The organism is Variovorax sp. PDC80 (genome assembly GCF_900115375.1).
In the GTDB taxonomy this organism is placed as follows: domain Bacteria; phylum Pseudomonadota; class Gammaproteobacteria; order Burkholderiales; family Burkholderiaceae_C; genus Variovorax.
This window is the reverse complement of sequence record NZ_FOWG01000002.1, coordinates 72,175-94,272: the sequence shown is the minus strand read 5'-3', so window position 1 is coordinate 94,272 and position 22,098 is coordinate 72,175. Positions and strand designations below refer to the sequence as shown.

Here is a 22,098-nt window from a genome sequence, read left to right as displayed (position 1 = left end):
GACTCCTCTTTTCGCCAGCGCGGAAGCTTTCGCTTTCGCCGCCCTCCCCCGCGCACGGTAATGCGCGGGCTCGGCGGGCAATAGATTCGTCAGTGAAAGGTTGAGAACGAACGGTCGAAAACAGGCCGAGGGATCAGAGATCCTCGGACCCCAGCAGCATCTCGGTGATGCCCATTCCGGCCTTGACCATCGGGAACACGTTCTCGGTGGGGTCGGTGCGGAAATCCATGAACACGGTGCGGTCCTTGAGCTTGCGCGCTTCGCGCAGCGCGGGCTCCACGTCCTGCGGACGCTCGATCAGCATGCCGACGTGGCCATAGGCCTCGGCGAGCTTCACGAAGTTGGGCAGCGCATCCATGTAGCTGTGGCTGTAGCGGCCGGAGTACTCGATCTCCTGCCACTGGCGCACCATGCCGAGGTAGCGGTTGTTCAGCGAGCAGATCTTGATCGGCGTGTTGTACTGCAGGCAGGTCGACAGTTCCTGGATGCACATCTGCACCGAGCCTTCGCCCGTGATGGTGAAGACTTCCGACTCCGGCTTCGCGAGCTTGATGCCCATGGCGTAGGGAATGCCCACGCCCATGGTGCCCAGGCCGCCGGAGTTGATCCAGCGGCGCGGCTCGTCGAAGCGGTAGTACTGCGCGGCCCACATCTGGTGCTGGCCGACGTCGGACGTGATGTACGCGTCGGCGTCCTTGGTCATGTTCCACAGCGTCTCGACGACGAACTGCGGCTTGATCACGTCCTTGTTGCCGCGGTCGTACTTGAGGCAGTCGCGCGAGCGCCAGCCTTCGATGGTGGTCCACCAGTTGGCGAGCGCGCCGGCATCGGGCTTGGTCGTGCTCTCGCGGATCATCGAGATCAGCTCGGTGAGCACGTCCTTGACGTCGCCCACGATCGGGATGTCGACCTTCACGCGCTTGGAGATGCTCGACGGGTCGATGTCGACGTGGATGATCTTGCGTTCGTTCTGCGCGAAGTGCTTGGGGTTGCCGATCACGCGGTCGTCGAAGCGCGCGCCCACGGCCAGCAGCACGTCGCAGTTCTGCATCGCGTTGTTGGCTTCGATGGTGCCGTGCATGCCCAGCATGCCGAGGAACTTGCGGTCGCTCGCCGGATAGGCGCCCAGGCCCATCAGCGTGTTGGTGACCGGGTAGCCGAGCATGTCGACCAGCGTGCGCAGCTCGTTGGTGGCATTGCCCAGCAGCACGCCGCCACCGGTGTAGATGTAGGGGCGCTTGGCGTTGAGCAGCAGCTGCAGCGCCTTGCGGATCTGGCCGCCGTGGCCCTTGCGCACCGGGTTGTACGAGCGCATCTCGATCTTCTCGGGATAGCCGGCGTAGGCCACCTTCTTGAACGAGACGTCCTTGGGCACGTCCACCACCACCGGGCCCGGACGGCCGCTGCGTGCGATGTGGAAGGCCTTCTTCATCGTCATCGCGAGATCCTTCGGATCCTTGACGAGGAAGTTGTGCTTGACGATCGGGCGCGTGATGCCGACGGTGTCGCATTCCTGGAAGGCATCCAGGCCGATCGCCGCCGTGGGAACCTGGCCCGAGATGATCACCATCGGGATCGAGTCCATGTAGGCCGTCGCGATGCCCGTGACCGCGTTCGTCAGGCCCGGACCCGAGGTGACCAGCGCCACGCCCACCTCGCCGGTGGCGCGCGCATAGCCGTCGGCCGCGTGGACCGCCGCCTGCTCGTGGCGCACCAGCACGTGCTGGATGGTGTCCTGCTTGTAGAACGCGTCGTAGATGTAGAGAACCGCGCCACCGGGGTAGCCCCAGATGTACTGGACGCCTTCGGCCTGCAGTGCCTTGACCAGCACTTCGGCGCCCATGAGTTCTTGCGTGTGATTGCCGGCGCCGGAGGACGCGGCTGCTGCGGAAGCGAGTTCCGCCTTCGAGATTTCCATGATCAACCTTTGGAGTTTTTTCGGGAACGAAAAACCTTGGGTGCCCCTTGCCAACCCTTGTGGGGCCGCGCCAGGACTTGAGGCCAAAGCCATGAGCGGACTGATTGTTCCGCCGGACCGTGACCCGTTTGCCTTTTGACTTGCGAGCGCGATTATGACACCGCCGCGGGCTTCCGCCGAGCCCGTATCGCCCCGCAACACGATTCGTCAAGAGCGGCGGGCATAATTCGCGGCCAACAACGAGGCATTCCCGCCCGACATCCATTCCCACGCGGCGCCCGGCGCCCCTCTCACGCTTGGCCACCGAACAAGAACTCTCCGATTTCCTGAAAAGCGTCGAACGCCGCGCTTTCAAGCGGTCGGTCTATCACGTGCGAGACGATGAAGCGGCGCTCGACATCGTGCAGGACAGCATGATGAAGCTGGCCCAGCACTACGGCGACAAGCCGGCCGCCGAGCTGCCGATGCTGTTCCAGCGCATCCTGTCGAACTGCACGCTCGACTGGTTCCGCCGCCAGAAGACCCGCCGCGCCCTGTTCTCGAACCTCAGCGATTTCGAGGCCACCGACGACGACGGCGATTTCGACCTGCTCGAGAACTTCGCCTCGCCGACCGACTCCAGAGAAACCGAGAGCGCCGAGGACACCACGCGCCGGGCACAGGTCCTGCATGAGATCGAAGAACAGATCGCGGCATTGCCGGGCCGTCAACGCGAGGCTTTCCTGATGCGTTACTGGGAAGAAATGGACGTCGCAGAGACGGCCGCCGCAATGGGCTGCTCCGAGGGCAGCGTCAAAACCCACTGCTCGCGCGCCGTCCACGCTCTGAGCAAGGCGCTCAAAGCCAAGGGAATTTCGCTATGAATACTAAGGTTCCTCTTTCTTCCGTCGCCGAAAACGAATTCGGTCAACGCGTGGCCGCGCGCCTGTCCGCCGGCAACCAGGCGTTGCCGCACGACATCGGCGAACGCCTGCGCGTGGCGCGCGCGCAAGCCGTGGCCCAGCGCAAGCAGGCCCCGCAGCTGCGCGCCGCGCCCGCCGTGGTGCAGGCGGGCAACACCGCCGCGTTGGGTGGCGGTGGTGGCTGGGGCTGGTGGACGCGCATCGGCACCGTGGTGCCGCTCGTGGCCCTGGTGGCCGGCCTGGTCACCATCAGCGTGATGCAGGACGAGGACCGCGCCAGCGAGCTGGCCGAAGTCGATTCCGCGCTGCTCACCGGCGACCTGCCGCCGGCGGCCTACACCGACCCGGGCTTCGCGCAGTTCCTCAAGTCCGACGGCGCCTCCGACTGACGAGGGCCTCACCCGCCCTCCCAGCCCCGCGCCCGGCTTCGCCGCTCCCGTCTGCCGCCTAGACCTTCCCGCCTGTCCGAAGCCTCCATCCGACCGATCATCCGAATGCCACGCCGCACCCTGCCCCCCGCGATTTCGCCCCGCTCCTCGCGCTCGTGGTCGCAAGGCGTGGCGACTCGTCTCGCCGGGGTCGGCACCGTGGCCGCCGCGGCACTGGGACTGACGATCGCGGCCGCGCAGACCACGCCCGTGCGCTCGGAAGCCGTTCGCGCGGAGACGCCGAAGGCCGCGCCGACCGGCACCATGGCCGCGTCCGCCGCCGCCAAGCCGCCCACCCTCACCAAGCCGCTGTGGGCCGAGCTCACCGCCGAGCAGCAGCAGGCCCTGCAACCGCTGGCGCCGCACTGGAACACCCTCAACGTCGGCCAGAAGCGCAAGTGGCTCGCGCTGTCGCGCAACTACGCCTCGCTGCCGGCCGAGGACCAGATCACGCTGCGCAGCCGCATGATCGAGTGGGCCGCGCTCAGCAACCAGCAGCGCGTCCAGGCGCGCCTGAACTTCGCCGAGGTCAAGCGCGTGCCGGCCGACGAGCGCAAGGCCAAGTGGGAGCAGTACCAGGCGCTGAGCGAAGAGGAAAAGCGCAAGCTCGCCGAGCGTGCGCCCGCCAAGCCCAAGGGCGCCGCCATCCCGGTGCGGCCGGTGTCGTCCCAGAAGCTCGTGGCCGTGCCCACGGTCACGCCGCCCGGGCAGCACACGCCCCGCATCCAGCTCGCGCCGCCGATGGCGCCCGCGACGCCGGCCATCGTGCCCGCTGCGGCCGTCGTCACGACCCCGCCGGCCGCATCCTCCGGCACGGCTGCGGCCACCGTCGCCCCGGCGACGCCCTCGGCCGCGACCCCCGCCACCTTCACGCCCCAGCCGGTGCCGGCCGAAGCCCAGGTGCCGTCTCCGTACTCTTCATCGTCCGGCCCGTCGACTTCGGTATCCTCCACACCGTCTTCCACTTCTGCGGGGCGCACGCTCGAGCAACCCTCGGCCGCCCCCTGACCCAAGGTCTCGATGGTTTCCAGCTCTTCCGAAGTTTCGGAGTCGGATTCGCCTGCTTCGCTCGTCCCTCCTGCGTCTGACGTTTCTTCTTCCACGGCACAGGGCCCGGTTCCGGGACTCTGGCGTCGCATGGCCTGCTGGCTCTACGAAGGCATGCTGCTGTTCGCGGTGGTGTTCGTTTCGGGCTGGCTCTTCAGCACGCTGGGCCAGATGCGCGACGCCATGGACTCGCGGCGCCACCTGTTCCAGGGCTTCCTCTTCGTGGTGTTCGGCGTCTACTTCGTCTGGTTCTGGGCCAAGGGCCAGACGCTGGCGATGAAGACCTGGAACATCCGCATCGTCGACGTGCACGGCCACCCGGTCAGCCAGCGCCGCGCGCTCGCGCGCTACCTGCTGAGCTGGATCTGGTTCCTGCCGCCGCTCGCCGCCGTCGCGCCCTTCAAGCTGTCGGGCCCCGAAGTCACGGTGCTCGTCTTCGGCTGGGTGGCCATCTGGGCCCTGCTGGCACGCTTCCATCCGCAACGCCAGTTCTGGCATGACGCCTGGGCCGGCACCCGGCTCATTACCTCCAAGCCCATGAGCCGCCGATGAGCGCCCTGCCCGAACTTCCCGATCCCGCCGTCAATCCGCAGAAGGCCCGCAAGGGCTTCGATCGCGTCTGGCACGCCACGCTGATCTCGCTGCACGGCCTGCGCGCCGGCTGGGGCGAGCCGGCCTTCCGGCAGGAAGCCATCCTGTCGATGGTCATGATCCCCGCCGCCTTCTGGCTCGGCCGCAGCTGGGTCGAGATCGCCCTGCTCGCGGGCAGCGCGGTGCTGGTGATGATCGTCGAGCTGCTCAACACGGCTGTGGAAGCGGCCATCGACCGCATCGGTCCCGAATGGCACGACCTCTCCAAGCGCGCCAAGGACATGGGCAGCGCCGCGGTGCTGCTGTCGCTCTCGCTGTGCACCTGCATCTGGGCCGCCGCCCTGTGGACGCGCTTCGTGTCATGAGCGGGCCCGCCGCGCGAGGCATGATCGGGGGATGACCCCTGAATTTTCGATTTGCGTGTATTGCGGCTCGCGCCCCGGCGAGCGTCCCGAGTTCACAGAAGCCGCCACGGCGGTAGGCCGTTGGATCGGCCAGCAGCGTGGCCAGCTGGTCTACGGCGGCGGCCGCACCGGCCTGATGGGCACGGTGGCCGAGGCCACGCGCGCCGCGGGCGGACGCGTGGTCGGCATCATCCCCAAGGCCCTGGTCGACAAGGAACTGGCCAACCCGCTGTGCGATGAGCTGCACGTGGTCGACACCATGCACGAACGCAAGGCGATGATGGGCGAGCGCGCCGATGCCTTCCTGGCCATGGCCGGCGGCATCGGCACCTTCGAGGAACTGTTCGAGATCTGGACCTGGCGCCAGCTCGGCTACCACGACAAGCCGGTCGGCATCCTCAACAGCGCCGGCTACTACGACAAGCTGCTCGACTTCCTCGGCCAGAGCGTGCGCGACGGCCTGATGGGCGACTGGCAGATGAGCCTGGTGCGCACCGGCACCGAAGCCGAGCCGCTGCTCGCGGCGCTGCGTGCCGAGGTGCCGCGCCATCCGCGCGACGACCGGCTGGCCGAGAACCTCTGAACCTCTGGTGAAAGGCCGGCGAGCGCCGGCCCCTGCGGTTCAGCTCAGACCGCGTTCTCGTTCTCTTCGCCGGTACGGATGCGCACGATGCGCTCGACGGCCGTGACGAAGATCTTGCCGTCGCCGATCTTGCCGGTGCGCGCCGAGTTGACGATGGCCTCGATGCAGCGCTCGACATCGCCCTCGTTGACGACGACTTCGACCTTCATCTTCGGCAGGAAGTCGACCACGTACTCGGCGCCGCGGTACAGCTCGGTGTGGCCCTTCTGGCGGCCGAAGCCCTTGACCTCGGTCACGGTGAGTCCGGTGACGCCCACTTCGGCCAGGGCCTCGCGTACGTCCTCGAGCTTGAAGGGTTTGACGATGGCGGTGATCTGCTTCATGGTTTGCGTGCTCCGGCGGTTTCGTTGAATTTGCTGGTGATAGGGTAACGCCAATCCTTGCCAAAACTGCGGTGCGTCACCCGGATGCCTACCGGCGCCTGGCGCCGCTTGTATTCGTTGATCTTGATGAGCCGTGCCACCCGCTCGACCACCGCGCGGTCGTAGCCCGCGGCGATGATCTCGTCGATGCCCTCGTCGTCCTGCATGTAGCGTGCCAGGATCGCGTCGAGGATGTCGTAGGGCGGCAGGCTGTCCTGGTCGGTCTGGTCGGGCCGCAGCTCGGCGCTCGGGGGCCGCGTGATGATGCGCTCGGGGATCGGCTCGGCGCCGGTGCCGTAGGGATCATGGGCATTGCGCCAGCGCGCGAGCGCGAACACGGTCGTCTTCAGCAGGTCCTTGATGACCGCGAAGCCGCCCGCCATGTCGCCGTAGAGCGTGCAGTAGCCGGTGGCCATCTCGCTCTTGTTGCCCGTGGTGAGAACGATCGAGCCGAACTTGTTCGACAACCCCATCAGCAGCGTGCCGCGGATGCGGGCCTGGATGTTCTCTTCGGCCGTGTCCTCGGGCCGACCCGCGAACTCGGGGGCCAGCGCCGCCTTGAACGACTCGAAGGTGGGCCTGATCGAGATCTCGTCGTAGCGCACGCCCAGGCGACCCGCCATGTCGCGCGCATCGATCCAGCTGATGTCGGCCGTGTAGGGCGAGGGCATCATCACCGCGCGCACCTTGTCCTTGCCGAGCGCATCGACGGCGATCGCGAGCACCAGCGCCGAATCGATGCCGCCCGACAGCCCGAGGATCGCGCCCGGAAAACCGTTCTTGCCCACGTAGTCGCGCACGCCGAGCACCAGCGCATCCCAGAGCTGGGCCTCGGCGTCGCGCGGCGCGGCGATGGGCTCGGGCAGGAAGCGCACGCCCTGCGACGGTGCACGCTCGAGCTCGGCCAGCACCAGCTTCTCCTCGAAGCCCGGCGCCTGCACGGCGAGCGCGCCATCGGCCTGCAGCGCGAAGGAGGCGCCGTCGAACACCACCTCGTCCTGCCCGCCCACGAGGTGGGCATAGACCAGCGGCAGCCCCACGGCGCGCGCGCGATCGGCCATGCGCGCCACGCGCTCGCCCTCCTTGCCCACGTGGTAGGGCGAGGCATTGATGACGGCCAGCACCTCGGCGCCGGCGGCACGCGCCAGCTCGGCCGGCGCGTCGAACCAGGCGTCCTCGCAGATCAGCAGCCCGACCGACACGCCGCCGGCCTCGAACACGCAGGTGCCCTGCCCCGGCGCGAAGTAGCGACGCTCATCGAACACCTGGTAGTTGGGCAGCTCGCGCTTGGCGTAGGTCTGGAGGATGCGGCCTTCCTTGAGCACGCTGGCCGCGTTGTGGCGCAGCTGCACCGACACGGAGCGCCCGCGCAGGCTGCCGCCGCTCGGATGCCCCACCACCACGACCATGTCTTTGAGGTCGGCCAGAGCGGCGGCGATGCCTTTCACGGCATCATCGCAAGCTTCGGTGAAGGCGGGCCGCAGGAACAGGTCCTCGGCCGCATAGCCGGCGATCGAGAGTTCGGGCGTCAGCAGAAGGCGAGCGCCCTGGGCATGGGCCTCGCGCGCGGCCGCCACGATTCTTCGGGCATTGCCGGGGAGATCGCCCACCACGAAATTGAGTTGCGCGATGGCGAGCTTGAGCGTCATACGGAAGGAAGAAACAGGCTTGAACGATTATGTCATTCGGGTTGTCGCGTCGCCGTCGGACGTGAACCCGCAGGCCTGGAACGCGCTGCTCGCCGCGCAGGCCGAACCCTCGCCCTTCATGCGCCACGAGTACCTGGCCGCGCTGCACGAGAGCGGCAGCGCCACGCCCGAGAGCGGCTGGACGGCCCAGTTCTTCACCCTCTGGCGCGGCGACACGCTCGAGGCCGCCTGCCCGGTCTACGTCAAGGACCATTCCTATGGCGAGTACGTGTTCGACTGGGCCTGGGCCAACGCCTACCAGCAGCACGGCCTGGCCTACTACCCGAAGGCGACGGTCGCGGTGCCGTTCACGCCCGTGCCCGGCGCGCGCCTGCTCGCGCGCGACGCGACCGGCCGCGCGCTGCTGGCCCAGGCGCTGGTGGCCTGGTGCAAGGAGAGCGAGCTCTCGTCGCTGCACCTGCTGTTCGGTGGCGCGGCCGACATCGAGGCCTGCACCGAGGCCGGGCTGATGCTGCGGCACACGGTGCAGTTCCATTGGCAGAACCCGACGCCCGGATACGCGGACTTCGAGGCTTTCCTCGCGAGCCTCGCGCACGACAAGCGCAAGAAGATCCGCCAGGAGCGCCGCAAGGTCGCCGATGCCGGCGTGCGCTTCCGCTGGTCGCGCGGGACCGACATCTCGCGCGCCGACTGGGACTTCTTCTACCGCTGCTATGCGCGCACCTACCGCGAGCACGGCAACCCGCCCTACCTCACGCGCGACTTCTTCCATCGCATGGCCGACACGCTGCCCGAGGCCTGGCTGCTGTTCATCGCCGAGCGCGAAGGCAAGCCGATCGCCGCCAGCCTGATCGCACTGGCCACCGACGAGAGCACCGGCAACCCGCTCGTGGCCTACGGCCGCTACTGGGGCGCGGTCGAGCGCGTCGACTGCCTGCACTTCGAAGCCTGCTACTACCAGCCGCTGGCCTGGTGCATCGCGCACGGCGTGCAGCGCTTCGAGGGCGGCGCGCAGGGCGAGCACAAGATGGCGCGCGCCCTGATGCCCGTGAAGACCACCAGCGCCCACTGGCTCGCGCATCCGGCCTTCGCCGACGCGGTCGAGCGCTTCCTCGAGCGCGAGGGCGAAGGCATCGAGAACTACATGGACCACCTGGGCGAGCGCAGCCCGTTCAAGGCCGCCTGAGCGCGACGGCGGGCCCGCGTCAGGCCACGGCCAAACACGGCTGCTATAAACCCCGGCAGATCGCCAACAACAAGGGGAAAAGTCATGCCATTCGTCGGCCTGGGTCTGCACATCCTGATCGCGCTGTTCTTCGCGGTGCACGCGATGCGCCACGGCAAGCAGATGTACTGGCTCTTGATCCTGTTCAGCTTTCCGCTGCTGGGCAGCATCGTCTACTTCGTGGTCGAGTACCTGCCCGCCTCGCGCATGCAGCGCACCGCGGGCAAGGTCGCGAGCGCGGCCATCGGCTTCATCGATCCCGAGCGCGAATACCGCGCGGCCGATCAGGCCTACGACCTCGCGCCGACGGCGCAGAACAAGCTGCGCCTCGCCAAGGCCGCGCTCGATCGCGGCCAGGCCGGCGAGGCGGTCGGGCACTACCGCGATGCGCTCAAGGGCCCGCTGGCCTCCGATCCCGAGCTGCAGTTCGGCCTCGCGAGCGCACTGCTGGCCGCGGGCGGTCCGGGCGCGGGCAGCGAAGCGATGCAGGCGCTGCAAAGCCTGCGCTCGACCCGCGACGACTACCGCAAGGACGAGGTCGCGCTGCTGGTGGCCCGCGCCCTGGCCGCCGAGGGCCGCCATGACGAGGCGCGCCAGGCTTTCGAATCGACCCTGAGCCTCTACAACACCGTCGAGGCGCGTGCGCGCTACGTGGCCTGGCTCGCGCAGCAGGGCGACAGCGCCGCCGCGCAGCGCCAGTGGGACGAGCTCCAGCAGGCCGCGCGCCACTGGAACTCGCACGCCCGCTCGGTCAACCGCGAATGGATGCGGCTGGCCGGCGACGCGGCCCGCGGCTGAGGTCGAGGCTCCGACCAAGGGCATAGCCGGCCCTGCCGTTCGGCAGATCGACAGCGGCCGGCGCGGGAACGAGCATGCGGCCATCGCGCGCGCCCGGCGCGCAGGAGAGCACCGCATGCCGCATCGATCCACCCCCTCTTCCCCTGGGCGCTGGTCCTGGGCCTCGCGGCCCTCGCCTGTGTCCCGGCCCATGCCGCCAGCTTCGACTGCGCCAAGGCCTCGAACCCCACCGAGAAGACCATCTGCGCCACGCCCGCGCTCTCGCTGCAGGACGAGAGCATGGCCGAGCTCTATCGCAAGCAACTCGCGATACCCAACGCCGGCCAATGGGCCACCTACCTGAAGCGCGACCAGCGCGACTGGCTCGCGGTGCGCAACCGGCACTGCAAGGCCGACGTGAAATGCCTGCGGGAAGACTACGAGCGGCGCATCCGCTACCTGGTGGAGCCGCTGCTGCACTGGACCGGCCGCTACGTGGAGGGCCGTTGTCCGAAGGACGGGCGTTTCCTGGACGTGACGCCGTCGAACGACGGCACGCTCGACATCGAGCTCTACATCTGCCCCGATGCGCGCGGCAACATGCTGCTGCAGGGCGGTGGCCGGCTCGACGAACGGCAGCGGCTGGTGGTGCCGTTCGGCGGGCGTTGCACCCGCACCCTGCAATTCAGCGCCGACCGCATCGTGGTGACCGACACGCCCGCGGGCGCCGCGGAATGCGCGAGCCCGTCGACGGCCGGCACCTTCGTGCGCGATGCGCGCCGGTCGCCATTCGAGCAGGAGTGACTGCCCGCGCGACCGACACGCCCCGCCCGATCACTTCTTGTAGGCGGCGATACCGTCGAGGATTTCCTTGCGGGCGGCGTCGATGCCTTCCCAGCCCAGCACCTTGACCCACTTGCCGGCTTCGAGGTCCTTGTAGTGCTCGAAGAAGTGGCTGATGGCCTTCAGGCGCATCGGGTTCACGTCGTCCACCGATTTCCAGTGGCTGTAGATCGGCAGCACCTTGTCGGTCGGCACGGCCAGCACCTTGCCGTCCACGCCGGCTTCGTCTTCCATCATCAGGATGCCCAGCGGGCGGCAGGGCACGACCACGCCCGGCAGCAGCGGGTACGGCGCGATCACCAGCACGTCGACCGGGTCGCCGTCGCCCGACAGCGTCTGCGGCACGTAGCCGTAGTTGGCCGGGTAGTACATGGCCGTGGTCATGAAGCGGTCGACGAAGATCGCGCCCGACTCCTTGTCGACCTCGTACTTGATCGGGTCGGCATTCATCGGGATTTCGATCACGACGTTGAAGGCATCGGGGACGTTCTTGCCGGGGGAGACTTTGTCGAAGGACATGACGTTTTTCGAGTAGTTGAAAAGTATGAGGGGGATGCGGACAAACCCGAAGTTTACTTTCCGAGTCACGGACCCGTCGCACGCGATTTCGTTTTTGCCTGTAAATTGCAGCCGTTGGCCAATCGGCTCCGCACCCCGGCTCCCCGGGATGCAGCGAGCTTCGAGGAAGCAACGCGGCGGAAATCTCGACTCCCGCGCGTTGCACGCAACGGATCCTCGCGCTTTCCGTCTCCACGTCACAACGAACGAATGGAGAAGCAACGCATGAATGGCAACACCCCTCTCATCCTCGCCATCGTCTGCGGCCTCGTGGCCGTGGCCTACGGCATCTGGGCCCGAAGTTGGATCCTCGCCAAGGACGCGGGCAACGCGCGCATGCAGGAGATCGCGGCGGCGATCCAGCAGGGCGCGGCGGCCTACCTGGCCAAGCAGTACCGCACCATCGCCATCGTGGGCGTGGTGCTCGCGATCCTGATCGCCCTCTTCCTCGACCTCACGACCGCGGTCGGCTTCGTGGTCGGCGCGGTGCTCTCGGGCGCCTGCGGCTTCATCGGCATGAACGTCTCGGTGCGCGCCAACGTGCGCACCGCGCAGGCCGCCACGCAAGGCATCGGGCCGGCGCTCGACGTGGCTTTCCGCGGCGGCGCCATTACCGGCATGCTGGTGGTCGGGCTGGGCCTGCTGGGCGTGTCGATCTTCTACTGGTTCCTGGCCTCCAGGGGCCTGCCGAGCGGCAACCATGCGCTGGCGGCGCTGCTCAATCCGCTGATCGGCTTCGCCTTCGGCTCCTCGCTGATCTCGATCTTCGCGCGCCTGGGCGGCGGCATCTTCACCAAGGGCGCCGACGTCGGCGCCGACCTGGTGGGCAAGGTCGAGGCCGGCATCCCCGAGGACGATCCGCGCAACCCCGCGGTGATCGCCGACAACGTGGGCGACAACGTCGGCGACTGCGCCGGCATGGCGGCCGACCTGTTCGAGACCTACGCGGTGACGCTGATCGCCACCATGGTGCTCGGTGCGCTGATGGTCACGGCGGCGCCGGTCAACGCGGTGCTCTATCCGCTGGCGCTGGGCGGCGTGTCGATCATCGCGTCGATCATCGGCTGCTTCTTCGTCAAGGCCTCGCCGGGCATGACCAACGTGATGCCGGCGCTCTACAAGGGCCTGGCGGTGGCGGGCATCCTGTCGCTGATCGCGTTCTGGTTCGTCACCAGCTGGCTCATTCCCGACAACGCGATCGCGGCCAGCGGCAGCCAGCTCAAGCTGTTCGGCGCCTGCTTCGTGGGCCTGGCGCTGACGGCGGCGCTGGTGTGGATCACCGAGTACTACACCGGCACACAGTACAAGCCGGTGCAGCACATCGCGCAGGCCTCGACCACGGGCCACGGCACCAACATCATCGCGGGCCTCGGCGTGTCGATGCGCTCGACGGCCTGGCCCGTGATCTTCGTGTGCATCGCCATCCTGGCCTCGTACGCGCTGGCAGGCCTGTTCGGCATCGCGGTGGCCGCGACCTCCATGCTCAGCATGGCCGGCATCGTGGTGGCGCTGGACGCCTACGGCCCCATCACCGACAACGCCGGCGGCATCGCCGAGATGAGCGAGCTGCCCGCGAGCGTGCGCGACATCACCGACCCGCTGGATGCGGTGGGCAACACCACCAAGGCCGTGACCAAGGGCTACGCCATCGGCTCGGCCGGCCTCGCGGCGCTGGTGCTGTTCGCCGACTACACGCACAAGCTCGAGAGCTTCGGCCTGAACATCACGTTCAACCTCAGCGACCCGATGGTGATCGTCGGCCTGTTCATCGGCGGCCTGATCCCCTACCTGTTCGGCGCGATGGCGATGGAAGCCGTGGGCCGCGCCGCGGGCTCGGTGGTCGAGGAAGTGCGCCGGCAGTTCCGCGACATCCCCGGCATCATGGAAGGCACCGCCAAGCCCGAATACGGCAAGGCCGTGAGCATGCTGACCGGCGCGGCCATCAAGGAGATGATGATCCCCTCGCTGCTGCCGGTGCTGGTGCCGATCGTGGTCGGCCTGCTGCTCGGACCGAAGGCCCTGGGCGGCCTGCTGATGGGCACCATCGTCACGGGCCTGTTCGTCGCCATCTCCATGTGCACCGGCGGCGGTGCCTGGGACAACGCCAAGAAGTACATCGAGGACGGCCACTTCGGCGGCAAGGGCAGCGAGACGCACAAGGCCGCCGTCACCGGCGACACCGTGGGCGACCCCTACAAGGACACGGCCGGCCCGGCCGTGAACCCGCTGATCAAGATCATCAACATCGTGGCACTGCTCATCGTGCCGCTGGTGGTGAAGTTCCATGCCGGCGATGCGACGGCGGCCGTGCCGCCCCCGGCACCGGTGGCCGCCACGGCACCGGCCGCGGTCAGCACGCCGGCGGGCGCCGTGGCCTCGGGCGCGGTGACCGCGGCCGAAGCCGCCGCGGTCAAGGTCGAGAACGGCGTGGTCAAGTTCTACTTCGCCACCGGCAGCGCCGAGGTCGCGCCCAATGCCAGGGAAGCGCTGGCCGACGTGATCAAGGCGGTGCAGAGCGGCAACACGGTGCTGGTGAGCGGCTACCACGACGCCACCGGCGACGCCGCGAAGAACGCGGAGCTCGCCAAGCAGCGCGCGATGGCGGTCGGCGATGCGCTCAAGGCCGCGGGCGCGCCCGAGGACAAGATCGAGCTCGCCAAGCCCGAGCAGACCCAGGCCGACGGCCCCGCGGGCGAAGCGCGGCGCGTCGAGGTGAAAGTGAAGTCCTGAGGCTCGCGCCCGACTGAAACGCCATTCCGCACGGGGCGACGCCGCATTGGCGTCGCCCCTTTTTCTTGCGCCTTCGGGAACACCCGCCATCGAAGCGAGGTGCGCGCGCCACGTTTCGCGTGACCGGGCCGCGCCGGCCCGCTACGCTTGCGCGCAAGGCATTTCGAATCCGATGACACACCTTCACCTTCGCAACGCCCTCCTCCAGGCCCTGGCCCCGCTGCTGCTCGCGGCCACCGGCGGCGCGGCCTTCGCGCAGGCCCCCGCGCCAGCCGACGATGCCACCGCGATGAGCTTCGATGCCGCGCGTGCCCGCATGCTCGACCGCTCCGACAAGCTGGCCGCCGCGCGCGCCGCGGTCGAGGCCAAGCAGCTGCAGAGCGATGGCCTCAAGCGGCTGGGCGGCCCGGTGGTCAGCGTGTCGGGCCTGGCCTATGCGTACAACGCCAACCTGAACCTCGACCTCGATCCGCTCAACCAGAAGCTCGGCCAGATCGGGCAGGCGCTGCCGCCCTCGATCCAGAGCTTCATCGCGCGCGTGCCGATCCCGCAACTGCCCAACAGCTACACCTTGAACCGGCACGACACCGGCTCCAACGCCTCGGTGTCGGCGGTCTGGCCGATCTACCTGGGCGGCGCCACCGATGCGGTGCGCGGCTTCGTGTCGGCGCAGACGCGCGAGGCCGAGGCCGATGCCGAACAGGCCAGCCACGAGGTCGACACGCTGCTGGTGCAGCGCTACTTCGGCGCCCAGCTCGCGCAGCGCGCGGCGCAGTTGCGCGCGCAGGCCGAGCGCACCATCGCGCAGCACGACGCGGCGGCGCAGAAGATGCTCGCAGCCGGCGTGATCTCGCGCGTCGAACGGCTGCAGGCCAGCGCGGCCTACGAGGAGGCGCGCCGCAACGCGCGCAAGGCCGAGAACGACGCCGCGCTCGCGGCCGTGGCGCTGGCGCGCACGGTGCGCGCCGAGGGCCGCGTGGCACCGCAGACGCCGCTGTTCGTGATCAGCGCGCCGGTCGAGCCGCTGGGCTGGTTCATCGATTCGGCGCTCAACCGCCATCCGGGCCTCGAGAAGGTCGCGGCCAAGAAGTCGCAGGCCGAGCAGCTGCACGAAGGCGAGGAAGCGCTGCGGCGCCCGCAGGTCATCGCCTTCGGCACGCGCCAGCTCAAGAGCGGCAATGCCGACTGGGTCGCGGGCCTGGGCGTGCGCTGGACCTTGTACGACTCGGTCGATCGCGATGCGCTCTCGGCCGCGTCGCAAAAGCAGGTCGAGCAGGCCGAACGCACCGGCGCCCAGGCGCGCAGCGACATCTCGCTGCTGGTGGAACGCAACTGGCGCGCGCTCGACAACGCGCGCCGCCAGTACCTCGAGATGCAGGCCTCGGTGGAACTGGCGCGCGAGGTGCTGAAGCTGCGCACCTCGGGCCTGCGCGAAGGCACCAGCACCACGCTCGACCTGATCGATGCCGAGACCAACCAGGCCAAGGTGCTGACCGAGCGCGCGCAGGCCGCCAACGAGTACGTGCAGGCGCTGGCCCAGCTGCTCGAGAGCGCGGGCCTGTCCGACCGCTTTTCCGACTACATCGCGCGTGCCGACGTGAAGGTGAACTGAATGATGAGTGCCAAGACCCGCAAACTGATCGCGATCCTGGCCGCGCTGCTCGTGCTGGCGCTGCTGGCCTGGGGCTTCTGGCGCGCCTCGCGGCCCGCGCCCGAGGTGTTCCAGGGCCAGATGGAGGCGCGCGAGACCGATGTCGCCGGCAAGGTGACGGCGCGCGTGGCCGAGGTGCTGGTGAAGGAAGGCGATCGCATCCAGGCCGGCGCGGTGCTGGTGCGCATGGACAGCCCCGAGGTGCGCGCCAAGCTCGCCCAGGCCACCGCCGCCGAGCAGGCCGCGCAGGCCGTGGCGCAGAAGGCGCAGAACGGCGCGCGGCCGCAGGAGATCGAGATGGCGCGCATGCAATGGCAGCGCGCCGAGACCGCGGCCCAGCTCGCGCAGACCTCGTTCCGCCGCGTCGACGGCCTCGCGCGCGAGGGCCTGGTGGCCGACCAGAAGCGCGACGAGGCCGAGGCCAACTGGAAGGCCTCGCGCGACGCGGCCATCGCCGCCAGGGCGCAGTACGACATGGCACGCGCCGGTGCGCGCCCCGAGGACCAGGCCGCGGCCAGCGCGCAGGCGCGCCAGGTGGCCGGCGTGGTCGCGGAAGCTGAGGCCGCCAAGGCCGAGACCGAGCTGCGCAGCCCGGTCGCCGGCGAGGTGGCCAAGGTGCTCGCCAAGGTCGGCGAACTCTCGCCGCAGGGCGTGGCGGTGGTCACGGTGGTCGACCTGGCCGACCAGTGGGTGGTGCTCAACGTGCGCGAGGACCGGCTGCCGCGCTTCGCGATGGGCAGCGAGTTCGAGGCCCGCCTGCCCGCGCTGGCCGAGGACCGGCGCACGGCGCGCTTCAAGGTCTACTACAGCGGCGTGCTGCCCGACTTCGCGACCTGGCGCGCCACCCGCGGCGGCGCCGGCTTCGACGTGCGCACCTTCGAGGTCCGCGCGCGGCCGCTGCAGCCGATCGAGGGCGCGCGGCCCGGCATGAGCGTGCTGGTCGACTAGAACATGAGCCTTCGCGGCTTTTCCACCGCCAGCGCACGGCGCGAGTTCGCGCTGCTGCGCACGCGGCCCTGGGACCTCGCGATGATCACCTGGGTGCCGCTGCTCGCGGTGCTCTTGATCTGGTGGATCTTCTCGGCCGGCCTGCCCGAGCGGTTGCCGATCGGCGTGCTCGACCAGGACCGCTCGGCGCTGTCGCGCCAGATCGTGCGCTTCCTCGATGCCACGCCGGGCCTGTGCGTGGTGCAGCGCTTCGACGACGAAGGCGCGATGGCGCGCGCGCTCACCAGCGGCGCGGTCGATGCCGCGGTGCAGCTGCCGCGCGATCTCAGCCGCGAGGTCAAGCAGGGCCGCACGGGCCAGGTCGTGCTGCTGCACAACGCCCAGCTCGGCACCCATTCGAGCCTGATCCAGCGCGACGTGCGCACCGTGGTCGCCACGGTCTCGGGCGGGGTCGAGCTCGCGGTGCGCAACAAGCGCGGCGAATCGATGATCGCCGCGCGCGCCACCATGGAGCCGCTGAAGGCCGGCACCGTCGCGCTGTTCAACACCTCGGGCGACTACGAGCAGTTCCTCGGCGCCGCGCTGATCCCGGCGCTGCTGCACATCCTCGCGATGACCGCCGGCGCCTGGGCCGTGGGCCGCGAGCTGCGCGACCGCAGCATCGGCGGCTGGCTCGGCGCCGCGCCGCGCTGGCACGAGGCACTGGCCGCGCTCGCGGGCAAGCTGGCGCTGCCGTTCGCGAGCCTGTCGCTGGTCGGCATCGCCGCCATGCTGTGGATCACGGCCGGGCGCGGCTGGCATCCGGTGGGTTCGCTCGGCTGGACGCTGTTCGCGCTGGTGGTGTTCCTCGCGCTGTCGATCGCGCTCGGCGGCTTCGTGGCGGCGCTCACGCGCTCGCTGCGCACCGCGCTGTCGGCCACCGGCTTCATCACCGCGCCGGCCTTCGCGTTCGGCGGCGTGGGCTTCCCGCTGGTGGCCATGCCCGCGCTGGCGCAGCTGTGGGCCGCGCTGCTGCCCTACACCCACTACATCCGCGTGCAGATGGAGCAGCTGCAGATGGGCGCGCCGCTGGCCTATTCGGCCGCGACGCCGCTGTGGATGGTGCTGGGCAGCGCCGTGCTGCTGGCCGCGACGGCCGCCGCGCTGGGCCGCGCGGCGCGCGCGCCCGATTCGTGGGGCGGCCGCTGATGGACCGCCACCGCGCCCTCGCCCGCTTCGGCGCCGCCTGGAGCGACACCGCGCTGGCGGTGCTGCGCGACAAGGGCGTGCTGCTGATCATGCTGCTGGCGCCGATCATCTACGGCTTCTTCTACCCCTGGCCCTACGGCTCGCAGGCCGTGACCCGCGTGCCGGTGGCGGTGGTCGACCAGGACCACACCGGGCTGTCGCGCCAGATCGCGCGCTTCGCGATGGCCAATCCGCGGCTGGACGTGCGCCTGGTCACGGCCGACGTGCACGAGGCGCAGCAGGCCCTGTGGCGCGGCGAGATCGAGGGCTATGCGCTGCTGCCGGCCGACCTCAAGCGCAGCGTGCTGCGCGGACTGCCGGCGGTGGTCAGCATCGAGGGCAACGGCGCCTATGCGCTGCTCAACAAGGCGGTGCTCTATGGCTTCTCGGAGGCGGTGGGCACGGTCTCGGCCGGGGTCGAGATCCGCAAGCTGCAGGCCGGCGGCCAGAGCGCCGTGCAGGCGGCGCGCAGCCGCAGCCCGCTGGTCACGCAACTGGTGGCGCTCTTCAACCCCACCGAGGGTTACGGCAGCTACGTGGTGCCGGCGGTGGCGCTCTTGATCCTGCAGCAGACGCTGCTGATGGGCACCGCCATGCTGGCCGGCACCTGGGCCGAGGCGCGGCGGCTGCGCGCCTCGATGAGCGCCTGGCTGGGCCGGCTGGCGGCGCTGTCGGGCTTCGGCGTGCTCAGCGGCATCTTCTATTTCGGCTGGGTGTTCTTCCTGCAGGACTATCCGCGCGGCGGCAACCCCTTCGGCGCGCTGGTGCTGCTGGCCTTCTACGTGCCCGCGATCTGCACGCTGGGCCTGCTGCTGGGCTGCTGGTTCCGCGACCGCGAACGGGCGCTGCAGGTGCTGTTGTTCACGGCCCTGCCGATGGCTTTTCTGTCGGGCTTCTCGTGGCCGGTCGAGGCCCTGCCCGCGCCGCTGCAGGCCCTGCGCTGGCTGTTCCCGAGCACGGCGGGCATCCAGGCCTCGCTGCGGCTCAACCAGATGGGGGCGCCGCTGCACGACGTGCTGCCGCACCTGGGCGTGTTGCTGGCGCTGCTGACCGCGGGCCTATTGGCGCTGTGGCTCGCGGCAACGCCGCAGCGTGCGACACCCGCCTAGCGCTGGCTCTCCGCCGCCACCGCGCGCACCAGCCGCGTGGCCGGCGCGACCAGCTCGCGCAGATCGCCCGCGCGCTCCTGCTCGATGGCCTGCAGCACCAGCTCGTTGATGCCGCCGACCACCGTCATCGCCATCTCGCTCGTCAGGTGCGCCTGCGGGCCCGGGCCGGTCGTGCCGCTGCTGTTGATCGCGGCCTGGATGAAGTTCGCGATCTCGTCGTTGACCCGGCGCCGCGCCACCAGCCCCGGCATGCCCAGGCCCAGGATCTCGACGAACAGCGTGCGCAGCAGCACCGGGTCCTGCGCCAGATAGTCGAAATAGGCCGTGATCGCGCGCTCCACCTGCGCATGCCAAGGCTGCACCGGATCGAAGGCTTCGCTGACCGCCTGCAGCGCCAGATGGCTGGCCGCCTCGTAGAGCGCGATCAGGCATTCGGTCTTGGTCGCGAAGTGCTCGTAGAAGGTACGGCGCGACACCGCGGCCTCGCGCACGATGTCGGCGATGGTGGTGTCGGCGTAGCCCTTGGCTGCCACCGCGCGGGCCATGCCCTCGAGCAGCCGGTGGTAGTGCTCGTTGCGCGATTCGGCCGGAGTCCGGGAGGTGTTGTCGGTGACGGCACTCATGAACGGAACATTTTCCTACGCCTTGGTACTTGACAGTACCAAGCACCCGGAGGCACCATGCAGGCATCGCGGTACGCATCTGTACCACGCTCCCTTGCCACCATCATTCCGATTCACGAGGATTGTCTTCATGAGCACCGAACTCGTCGTCCGCCGCCTTCTGATCGATCTCCAGGCCCCGTTTGCCCGCGACTGGTGCGGCGGCGACGCATTCTCCACCGCCTTCTTCAACGCCCTGTCGATGAGTTTTCCCTTCGGCGAGCAGTTCTTCATCGATGCCGTGCGCGACGCCGTCGCCACCCTGCCGCCCGAGACCCAGGACAAGTACCGCGCCGAGGTGCGCGGCTTCATCGGCCAGGAGGCGACGCACCGGCGCATCCATTCGCTGTTCAACGCCCATCTCGAGAAGCAGGGCCTGGTCGACCGCTGGACCGAGCGCGCGAGCAAGCGGCTGTCGCTGATGGAAGGCGCCGACCCCCGCCACGCGCTCGCGGTGACGGCCGCCACCGAGCACTTCACGGCCATGTTCGCCGAGTGGCTGCTCGCGCATCCGCAGATCCTCGACGGCGCCGAGCCCCGGCTGCGCACCATGTGGCTGTGGCACAGCGCAGAGGAGCTCGAGCACAAGAGCGTGGCCTTCGACGTCTACCGGGCCGCGGGCGGTTCCGACGAATGGCGCACGCGCTGGTTCCGCCGCGTCACGCTGATGTTCCTCGGCGACCTGATGCACCAAACGCTGGCCAACCTGCGGCACGAGAAGCAGCTGTGGAAATGGTCGACCTGGAAGAGCGCCGCGCGCATCCTGCTCGCGCGCGACGGGCTGCTGCGCGGCAACTACGCGATGTGGCGCCGCTACCTGCGCACCGATTTCCATCCGGCGCAGCAGGACAGCAGCCTGTCGGAACGCTGGCTGGTGGACAACCGCGCGGCCTATGTGCCGGTCGGCGCGGCCGCGACGCAGCCTGACACCGCCGCGGCCTGAGCGCGGCCCCTCAGAAGAAGCTGGTGCGGTGCTGCGGCACCGTGCCGCCGGCCTGCTGCTGCGGGTCGACGCGCAGCGGCACCTCGTGCAGGGTGTCGAAGTCCGAGGGCGCATCGGGCACGCGCATCACGGCTTCGAGTTCGTGCATCGAGGCCACCCAGCGGCCGGCCGGCGACTCGGCCGGCTCGTCGTTGGCGAAGGTGCCGTCGCGGATGTAGAAGGTCTCGCCCTCGGGGCGCTCGCCGTGCAGCTCGACCAGGCGCGCGATCGAGAAGTTGTAGGTCACCAGCTTCTCGCGCGTCAGGCGGTCCTTGCCGCCGCAGTTGAACGAGCCCTCGGCCGCGATCACGATGCACGAGCCGTCCACGCTGCTGTCGGTGCCGTGGCCCGAGCGCCAGATGGCGTTGGGCAGCCGCACCCGCACCTTGTCGATGACTAGGTCGCGCTGCTTGTTGAGGCTGCCCAGCGGCGGCACCAGCGAACGCAACTGCCGCAGGCGCTCGGCGAAGTTGTCGTCCATCACGAATTCCACATGGTGCGACGCGCTGCCCGAAGACCGCTTGACCACCTGCATGACGACGTGACGCGGTTTAGCCACGGCAGCTTCCTTTTGCGCGCGCGGACGACCGCACTACGCCAAAAGCACCCATTGCCTTGCTGCAAATCATCTGATGTCGGCCTGAAATTAGAACTTTTTGACCAATGCAATTACATGCATCAATTGTTTCTAACTGTATAACTATTGCGGCCGCTGTGGAAGTCGGACGACGCGATGCCCGCACGGGCATGTCGCCAAGGCGTCGCCCCGCCGTGCTAGACGAGGCGCGCGGAAAAACGCCCTTGCGGGCGTTGCGTCATTCGGGCGACGACGGCGCGGCGGCGGCTTCCAGTGCCTCGTCGAGCGCCTTGCAGGACGGCGCGCAGACGGTCTGGGACTTGCCGAGCACCTGGCGGGTGCGCAGTTGCGAGCGCACGCGGTGCTTGCCGCACATGAAGCACGACATGGTGGCGCCGCTGAACGACGCGGAGGCGCGGAACGGGGACCCCGGCGTCTTCGACTTGTAGCGCAGGCCGTCTTCCAGGACGGCAGTCTTCACCTCAGCCTTGGCCATCGGTTTCTTCCTTCTTCTTCGGTTCGGGGCGGCGCATGGCGCGCGCGATTGCTTCCCTGGCGCGGGTCTCGGCCGCCAGCGAGGCGTCGAGCGCGGAGCGGCACAGGCCGGCGTGCTTGTAGTTGAGGTTCTCGTACACCTCGGCGGCGGCCGGATAGGCGTCGAGCAGGCGACTGAGGTCGGCGCCCGATTCGACGTCTTCGAACTCGTGCACCAGGTGCGCGACCACCGAGCGGTACTGCTCGGCACCGACGGGCACCTTGCTGTGCTCCAGCCGCTCGAGCAACTGGGCCAGCACATGGGTCACCGACAGATCGGTCTTGGGGGACGGAGTGTGGGTCGTGTTCATGGTCTGCATCTGGGGACAGC

At 69.2% G+C, this 22,098-nt stretch carries 23 protein-coding genes; 15 read left to right on the top strand and 8 right to left on the bottom strand.

The features are described from left to right. Positions 1 to 133: 133 nt before the first annotated feature. Positions 134 to 1,918 carry an acetolactate synthase 3 catalytic subunit gene (locus BM109_RS06020; RefSeq protein WP_093341410.1) on the bottom strand — a complete coding sequence of 595 codons (1,785 nt, stop codon included), beginning with the start codon at positions 1,916 to 1,918 and terminating at the stop codon, positions 134 to 136. Between the two features lie 296 nt (positions 1,919 to 2,214). On the opposite strand from BM109_RS06020, the gene BM109_RS06015 reads away from it, so the two are divergent. From BM109_RS06015 to BM109_RS05990, 6 genes are all read left to right on the top strand, one after another. After that, complete coding sequence (locus BM109_RS06015) at positions 2,215 to 2,781, top strand: RNA polymerase sigma factor (protein WP_093341408.1); 567 nt, start codon at positions 2,215 to 2,217, stop codon at positions 2,779 to 2,781. After that, positions 2,778 to 3,209, top strand: a complete 432-nt coding sequence (locus BM109_RS06010; protein WP_093341407.1) for a DUF3619 family protein — start codon at positions 2,778 to 2,780, stop codon at positions 3,207 to 3,209. The genes BM109_RS06015 and BM109_RS06010 overlap by 4 nt, the downstream gene beginning before the upstream one ends. A 168-nt stretch (positions 3,210 to 3,377) precedes the next feature. Continuing rightward, entirely contained in the window at positions 3,378 to 4,256 is an 879-nt protein-coding gene (locus BM109_RS06005; RefSeq protein WP_256222386.1) for a DUF3106 domain-containing protein, read from the top strand. 12 nt (positions 4,257 to 4,268) lie between these two features. After that, positions 4,269 to 4,847 (top strand): RDD family protein, encoded by a 579-nt coding sequence (locus tag BM109_RS06000; protein ID WP_093341404.1) that lies wholly within the window; start codon positions 4,269 to 4,271, stop codon positions 4,845 to 4,847. Continuing rightward, a complete protein-coding gene (locus BM109_RS05995; RefSeq protein ID WP_057592491.1) occupies positions 4,844 to 5,251 on the top strand; it encodes a diacylglycerol kinase in 408 nt (135 codons plus the stop codon). The genes BM109_RS06000 and BM109_RS05995 overlap by 4 nt, the downstream gene beginning before the upstream one ends. Before the next feature lie 31 nt (positions 5,252 to 5,282). Beyond that, entirely contained in the window at positions 5,283 to 5,873 is a 591-nt protein-coding gene (locus BM109_RS05990; protein ID WP_093341403.1) for an LOG family protein, read from the top strand. Between the two features lie 44 nt (positions 5,874 to 5,917). On the opposite strand, the gene BM109_RS05985 is transcribed toward BM109_RS05990, so the two are convergent. Together BM109_RS05985 and BM109_RS05980 are read right to left on the bottom strand one after the other, a co-directional pair. Then, entirely contained in the window at positions 5,918 to 6,256 is a 339-nt protein-coding gene (locus BM109_RS05985) for a P-II family nitrogen regulator (protein WP_013540975.1), read from the bottom strand. Next, entirely contained in the window at positions 6,253 to 7,944 is a 1,692-nt protein-coding gene (locus tag BM109_RS05980; protein ID WP_093341401.1) for an NAD+ synthase, read from the bottom strand. The genes BM109_RS05985 and BM109_RS05980 overlap by 4 nt, the downstream gene beginning before the upstream one ends. A 19-nt stretch (positions 7,945 to 7,963) precedes the next feature. Here BM109_RS05980 and BM109_RS05975 point away from each other — a divergent pair, with 19 nt between their 5' ends. The 3 genes from BM109_RS05975 (at position 7,964) to BM109_RS05965 (ending at position 10,750) form a co-directional block, all read left to right on the top strand. Further along, positions 7,964 to 9,130 carry a GNAT family N-acetyltransferase gene (locus BM109_RS05975; RefSeq protein WP_093341400.1) on the top strand — a complete coding sequence of 389 codons (1,167 nt, stop codon included), beginning with the start codon at positions 7,964 to 7,966 and terminating at the stop codon, positions 9,128 to 9,130. Positions 9,131 to 9,214: 84 nt separating this feature from the next. Beyond that, positions 9,215 to 9,967 carry a hypothetical protein gene (locus tag BM109_RS05970; RefSeq protein ID WP_093341399.1) on the top strand — a complete coding sequence of 251 codons (753 nt, stop codon included), beginning with the start codon at positions 9,215 to 9,217 and terminating at the stop codon, positions 9,965 to 9,967. 126 nt (positions 9,968 to 10,093) lie between these two features. Next, entirely contained in the window at positions 10,094 to 10,750 is a 657-nt protein-coding gene (locus BM109_RS05965) for a lysozyme inhibitor LprI family protein (RefSeq protein ID WP_093341398.1), read from the top strand. A gap of 30 nt (positions 10,751 to 10,780) precedes the next feature. On the opposite strand, the gene ppa is transcribed toward BM109_RS05965, so the two are convergent. Beyond that, positions 10,781 to 11,308, bottom strand: a complete 528-nt coding sequence (ppa, locus tag BM109_RS05960) for an inorganic diphosphatase (protein WP_093341396.1) — start codon at positions 11,306 to 11,308, stop codon at positions 10,781 to 10,783. A 264-nt stretch (positions 11,309 to 11,572) separates the two neighbouring features. Here ppa and BM109_RS05955 point away from each other — a divergent pair, with 264 nt between their 5' ends. The 5 genes from BM109_RS05955 to BM109_RS05935 all read left to right on the top strand — a co-directional run bounded on the left by BM109_RS05955 (position 11,573) and on the right by BM109_RS05935 (position 19,012). Further along, on the top strand, positions 11,573 to 14,077 hold the full coding sequence (locus tag BM109_RS05955; RefSeq protein ID WP_093342400.1) for a sodium-translocating pyrophosphatase: 2,505 nt from the start codon (positions 11,573 to 11,575) through the stop codon (positions 14,075 to 14,077). A 172-nt stretch (positions 14,078 to 14,249) separates the two neighbouring features. Further along, positions 14,250 to 15,689 carry a TolC family protein gene (locus tag BM109_RS05950; RefSeq protein WP_093341395.1) on the top strand — a complete coding sequence of 480 codons (1,440 nt, stop codon included), beginning with the start codon at positions 14,250 to 14,252 and terminating at the stop codon, positions 15,687 to 15,689. Further along, complete coding sequence (locus BM109_RS05945) at positions 15,690 to 16,676, top strand: HlyD family secretion protein (protein WP_093341394.1); 987 nt, start codon at positions 15,690 to 15,692, stop codon at positions 16,674 to 16,676. A gap of 3 nt (positions 16,677 to 16,679) precedes the next feature. Further along, positions 16,680 to 17,864, top strand: coding sequence for an ABC transporter permease (locus tag BM109_RS05940; RefSeq protein WP_093341392.1), 1,185 nt, complete (start codon positions 16,680 to 16,682; stop codon positions 17,862 to 17,864). Beyond that, positions 17,864 to 19,012, top strand: a complete 1,149-nt coding sequence (locus BM109_RS05935; protein WP_093341391.1) for an ABC transporter permease — start codon at positions 17,864 to 17,866, stop codon at positions 19,010 to 19,012. Before BM109_RS05940 ends, BM109_RS05935 begins: the two co-directional genes overlap by 1 nt. Here the strand turns inward: BM109_RS05935 and BM109_RS05930 are convergent. Next, positions 19,009 to 19,635: a TetR/AcrR family transcriptional regulator gene (locus BM109_RS05930; protein ID WP_093341389.1), complete on the bottom strand. Its 627-nt coding sequence runs from the start codon at positions 19,633 to 19,635 to the stop codon at positions 19,009 to 19,011. The genes BM109_RS05935 and BM109_RS05930 overlap by 4 nt on opposite strands. A 130-nt stretch (positions 19,636 to 19,765) precedes the next feature. On the opposite strand from BM109_RS05930, the gene BM109_RS05925 reads away from it, so the two are divergent. Continuing rightward, a complete protein-coding gene (locus tag BM109_RS05925) occupies positions 19,766 to 20,617 on the top strand; it encodes a metal-dependent hydrolase (RefSeq protein WP_093341387.1) in 852 nt (283 codons plus the stop codon). 10 nt (positions 20,618 to 20,627) lie between these two features. On the opposite strand, the gene BM109_RS05920 is transcribed toward BM109_RS05925, so the two are convergent. The 3 genes from BM109_RS05920 to BM109_RS05910 form a co-directional block, all read right to left on the bottom strand. After that, the gene (locus BM109_RS05920; protein ID WP_093341385.1) at positions 20,628 to 21,215 is read right to left on the bottom strand and encodes a hypothetical protein; all 588 of its coding nucleotides are present in this window, start codon (positions 21,213 to 21,215) and stop codon (positions 20,628 to 20,630) included. 256 nt (positions 21,216 to 21,471) lie between these two features. Further along, a complete protein-coding gene (locus BM109_RS05915; RefSeq protein WP_093341384.1) occupies positions 21,472 to 21,729 on the bottom strand; it encodes a hypothetical protein in 258 nt (85 codons plus the stop codon). Then, positions 21,716 to 22,087: a hypothetical protein gene (locus tag BM109_RS05910; protein WP_093341382.1), complete on the bottom strand. Its 372-nt coding sequence runs from the start codon at positions 22,085 to 22,087 to the stop codon at positions 21,716 to 21,718. The genes BM109_RS05915 and BM109_RS05910 overlap by 14 nt, the downstream gene beginning before the upstream one ends. Between the last annotated feature and the right edge of the window lie 11 nt (positions 22,088 to 22,098).